Source organism: Staphylococcus marylandisciuri, assembly GCF_025519785.1.
GTDB lineage: Bacteria > Bacillota > Bacilli > Staphylococcales > Staphylococcaceae > Staphylococcus > Staphylococcus marylandisciuri.
Genome location: NZ_JAOPKZ010000065.1, coordinates 1 through 255, shown reverse-complemented (window position 1 = coordinate 255; position 255 = coordinate 1). Strand labels below are relative to the sequence as shown.

The 255-nt window shown below is 30.6% G+C and carries 1 protein-coding gene; it reads right to left on the bottom strand.

Annotation, left to right across the window (positions count from 1 at the left end):
* Positions 1-255 (bottom strand): transposase (locus tag N9R04_RS11405; RefSeq protein WP_262856886.1); only part of this gene is annotated, 255 nt, incomplete at both ends.

The following is a 255-nucleotide window of genomic DNA, read 5'->3' as shown; positions in this document are numbered from 1 at the left end:
GTTGAGCTACTACTTTTCTTATATTAAGTGCCATTAATACAAAACCAAGTTCTCTTTTAACTTTATTTATGCCTCTAACCGACATTCGAGTGAAACCCAAAATAGCCTTCATAAATCCAAAAACTGGCTCTACGTCAATTTTTCTTTGACTGTAGATCTTTTTAGTTTCTGGTTCTGAAAGCTTTTGGTTAACTTGTGATTTGAAGTATTCCCAATTATAATTCTTCATTAACTTTTTATTCGATTTTGAATTTG